Genomic DNA, 4045 nt, shown 5'->3' with positions numbered 1-4045 from the left:
TTTATGTTCATCAAGATCACGCTCTGCAAACGATAAAACGCCCGATGTATATTTTTGAGCAAAGTTAGTGCTATCAATTAACTGCACCATTTGATCAGGGTCGCCACGATCTAAGCGAGCATCTTCCCGATTTCGATCTTCTCCCAGCAAATAATCTACTGGTCCACGACCAGCACCCACGCCACGACTATGTATTTTTATGATCATCATGCAACCTCTCTAACTCTCGTTGTACTCCAGCCAGTGCAGTAATCACTGCAACTCTGTCTAGCGGCGAGTTCATCTTGCTTTGTTGATTCAAGATTCGAGCAATTTGATTCAGGTTATTTCCAATACTGGCCAACTGGCGAAGCAACTGCGGATCTACCTCGCGGATCTGATTCCGTTTTGGTTGCTTTTCTCCTAAGCAGGTTTCACGCATCCAAGTAGCAAGGCTGGCTTTAGTACATAACTTTAAAAGTTTTTGATGTTCTTCATCCGTTAGACGGATTTTGATTTCTTTCTGTCTTTTCACTGCATCTTGCTTAGTCATAACTAAATCCAGTCCTCGGCTGTAACCGTACAAAGGGAAAATCTATGATTTTTTCTTTGGGCGGTTTTCGGGGGTGTCGGGGGTGAAGCCCCTGATCCAGTATCACAAAAGGGAATCTTCGAGCGAAGCGAAGAAAGTCCCCTTTGTGTGTGCTGGCTTATAATCGGAAAAGTAGCATTAAATTAGTATTACCGCAACTTCATTTATTTAAATGGCATCCTTGTATCTGCTGTCATGAAGCAAATTGAATTAGTCATTGCAAGGTTGATGGACAATCGCAAGCGAACGACTTTGCTGATCTATGCACAAACACTATGCACAACTCCGCATAACTCTTAATCGAGTTATACGTTGAGTTGCACACAGGTTTGATGCACAGGCAAAGTCTTTTCCCACAACCGTTGCTAACTCCTACAATAATAATTTTTTAAAAATTTAATTAAGAAAAAAAAAAAGCCCCTTTTATAGGAGCGTTTATCAAAGAGAAGCTATAGAAATAACACCGGCACGAATTTAAAACCGTAAAAGGGCTGTTATCTGATTTAGGCTTGCACTTTCACACCATAGTATAAATAAGGATGATAGTTAGAACGGGACATAATACAGCTCCCAATCGTAGTATATGCTTTACAGGAAACCCCATCTTTAAGAGAAACTCTCCAATAAATATAGCCCCTATATTTCCTACTAATAAAACAGCCAGAGCCTTTAATATTGAATGTTCAAAAGCGAAATAGACTGGAAAGAGGAAGATTGCTAACCATAGGAATTTGATACTAAACAATCCCATTTTCGATATTTTAGGATTCTCAAAAAACCAAAAGCCTAATTCTTCAGATGCTGTTATATCTCTCTTAATGTTTGCTCGGCTTCTAACTAATTGCCACCACAGTAGAGCTAAAGTTATATAAATATATAGCTGAAATTCCAATTTAATCCCCTTTAAACCAATTAATAACTGTTCTTCTAGATACATTAACAGCTAAAGAAATTTCCGTATTATTTAGCCCTTTTTTCTTTAGTTCTAAGGCAATTCTTTTTTGTTCTTCATATTTTTTCGCTCGTGTAATTCCTCCATTTGAGGAATTACTCTTTAACCCACCTAAACGACCTTTTCGGCTTTGTCTGTCTATAAATTCTTGATAGCAATAAGCGTCTTTTTTCCAGCAATATCGAGCAATAGATTTCGCTGTAGCTCTCACTTCTGAATATGGTAATGGGTTTAAAAACGCACTATTTACGCTTATACAGTGTTCTAAGACTTTCGCTGACCAAGTATCAAATGTGCTTCCTCTATACTCTCTAATCGCTTTATATGCCCATTTCCGCACTGTATCGAACATCGCACAGTTACGCCCGAACCCTGTTACCTCTTTTAAATCAGTTTTTAGCTCTTTTAACTCGACAAAATCGGCTAAATAGCCCAGTTCATATGGCTTTTTATTAGAAATATGCGTTTCCCATGCATCATGGCATGGATTTTTAGTAATTAGCCCTACGTAGCCCTGATCTGCCCCTAGAGCAAGCGTGTAGGCTTGTTGAATCTTAGCTAGGTATTCAATGACTTTTTGTCTTGCGTTATGCGTAGTGCAGACAGGTGACGCAAGCATATACCCGATATGAGCATGATAATTTTCGGGGTTTCTAGATATCCAAGTTGGTTCTGGTAGGTTTGCGTCTGCCCAAGCAAAAAAAGCATCTGCTCGATCTACATCAAACACAAGAGAAGTAACCAAACAAGGTGGATTATGTTGGATATACGGCATTTGGATTGCCGTTTTTTTTGATCTGATAATTACCCCATACCCTAAATCGTCAGAACAATAAGGCTTATGCGGTAATTTTGCGTAAAAATCTGCTGTAAATTGATGGTTATTGGTCACTAGCAACGTCCAAAGTGTTGCAATGCCTTAAAACATCAGTACAATACAAGTATCGAATTTGCGTTGGACTTATGCTTTAAGCATTTGTTTAACAAAGGAAAAAAAGTAGGTTTGCCGACCTGCTTTTTTTTCGCCTATTGAAATGTAGCACTATTTAAATGACATTTCAAAAAATCTTTTCATAACATTGACTTATGCCAATATTCGTCACATACCAAAGTCCATGCCTCGGCTGTAACTTTGTTTCGGTTCGCTTACTTTTTCAACTTGAGCAACTGCTCTTGAATTGAGCTTAACTGTTTGTTCAAAATTGAGTTTTGTTGCTCGAAGTCCTTCAACTGAATATTCAAGTCCCTTACATGCTTCACTAAGCTGTTCCAGCTTTCCGACTGTTTCTTGTCTGCTGCGGTTATATTGTCGAGTAAGTTCTTGAAGGCTTCCTTGAGAGCTTGATTTTCCTGACGTGTAACTTCGAACATCCTGCGTAATTCTGCTTCCCTCAATTCCTGATGTTCCTGCGCTGCTTCTAATGCTTCGAGTAAGTGCTTTTCGAGTTCTGTCATCAATTAATACCCCATCGGCACTAGATAGCCACCGTTCCAGCTTCCTGCTTTGGTGTTCATCTGAATGCACATGCGCTTGCGGTTCTTGCTGTCTAGGCAGTTTTGAATGTTCAATTTGCCCCCTGCTTCTTCCATACGTTGAATCGTAGCTTTCTGCTGCGCTATCACGTCCAAATTTTTGCTGATCTTGCTGCTTGTGTAAGCCAAAATCCCCCAAGACAGGAGAAGTGCTGTAATTATGCCGATAGCTACGGTACTCCAAGTTTTTAACGTAATCAGGTGTAGTCGTTTGCTCTGGTCTTGGATAGCGGAGCTGATTGCCTTCTCGTTTTCGTTCAGTAAGTCGATCAAGCGTTGTTCGTGCTTCTTGAACTCTAATGTTACGGTTTGCTCGGTATTCTTGGCTTGCTCGTTCGATGTCTGCTCGAAGTTCTTTGCCAAATCTAAAATCTTGCTCATAAATAGCACCTTTCAGGCGGATATTTTGCCCCCCTTCGGGGTTCTTGATACTGATACTTTTTTTGTTGGTTCGAGCTATTTCAAACCCTGCATTTTCAAGCGTTTTGATCACATCATTGCGGTCTTTTAGCTCTCCACGTTCTGCAACGCTCAAAAGTCCGTTTGTAATGGCTTCTGCTGCTTCCTTTTTGGCTCTCGGCAAGTTATTTGGAGTACATAACTCACGCTTATTCAAAGGGTCGTTAGGGTCTTTTAGCTGGTAATGATCATTTACTAGGTCTTTCCAAGCGTTTAAACGTGGACGATCTGCCTTGTCATAGTAGGGCTGTAGGCGTTTTCCGCTATGTAATTCCACATTGGCAACAACAAAGTTAAGTTCTAGACGATCTTTGTCCTGGTGCTGCACCCAAAGAATTGAATATTGATCTTTATCGAGTCCAGGAAGTAATGCGCGCTCAAAGCTATCCATGATCTGTTGTTTTTTATGTTCATCAAGATCACGCTCTGCAAACGATAAAACGCCCGATGTATATTTTTGAGCAAAGTTAGTGCTATCAATTAACTGCACCATTTGATCAGGGTCGCCACGATCTAAGCGAGCATCTTCC

Annotated in this window: 3 protein-coding genes and 2 pseudogenes; all 5 read right to left on the bottom strand. The window is 40.2% G+C overall.

Features of this window, described 5'->3' with window-relative positions:
• A pseudogene (locus C3420_RS16455) lies at window positions 1-207 on the bottom strand (hypothetical protein); the annotation flags it as partial.
• Window positions 188-532: a plasmid mobilization protein gene (locus C3420_RS16450; protein WP_087933506.1), complete on the bottom strand. Its 345-nt coding sequence runs from the start codon at window positions 530-532 to the stop codon at window positions 188-190. The gene C3420_RS16450 and the pseudogene C3420_RS16455, both read right to left, overlap by 20 nt.
• 932 nt (window positions 533-1464) lie before the next feature.
• Window positions 1465-2415 (bottom strand): replication initiation protein, encoded by a 951-nt coding sequence (locus tag C3420_RS16440; RefSeq protein ID WP_087933504.1) that lies wholly within the window; start codon window positions 2413-2415, stop codon window positions 1465-1467.
• Window positions 2416-2981: 566 nt separating this feature from the next.
• Window positions 2982-3437, bottom strand: coding sequence for an MbeB family mobilization protein (locus tag C3420_RS17955; protein ID WP_087933502.1), 456 nt, complete (start codon window positions 3435-3437; stop codon window positions 2982-2984).
• Window positions 3438-3807: 370 nt separating this feature from the next.
• A pseudogene (locus C3420_RS17950) lies at window positions 3808-4008 on the bottom strand (hypothetical protein); the annotation flags it as partial.
• Window positions 4009-4045: the final 37 nt, after the last annotated feature.

Origin of the sequence: Acinetobacter sp. ACNIH3 (assembly GCF_002918965.1) — a bacterium.
In the GTDB taxonomy this organism is placed as follows: domain Bacteria; phylum Pseudomonadota; class Gammaproteobacteria; order Pseudomonadales; family Moraxellaceae; genus Acinetobacter; species Acinetobacter schindleri.
The sequence above is the reverse complement of the archived record's forward strand: the minus strand, read 5'-3'. Positions and strand labels throughout refer to the sequence as shown.

Excerpts from the sequence above, each read along its gene's own strand:
- C3420_RS16450 (WP_087933506.1), bottom strand. The coding sequence starts at position 532 with ATGACTAAGCAAGATGCAGTGAAAAGACAGAAAGAAATCAAAATCCGT.
- C3420_RS17955 (WP_087933502.1), bottom strand. The coding sequence starts at position 3,437 with ATGAGCAAGATTTTAGATTTGGCAAAGAACTTCGAGCAGACATCGAAC.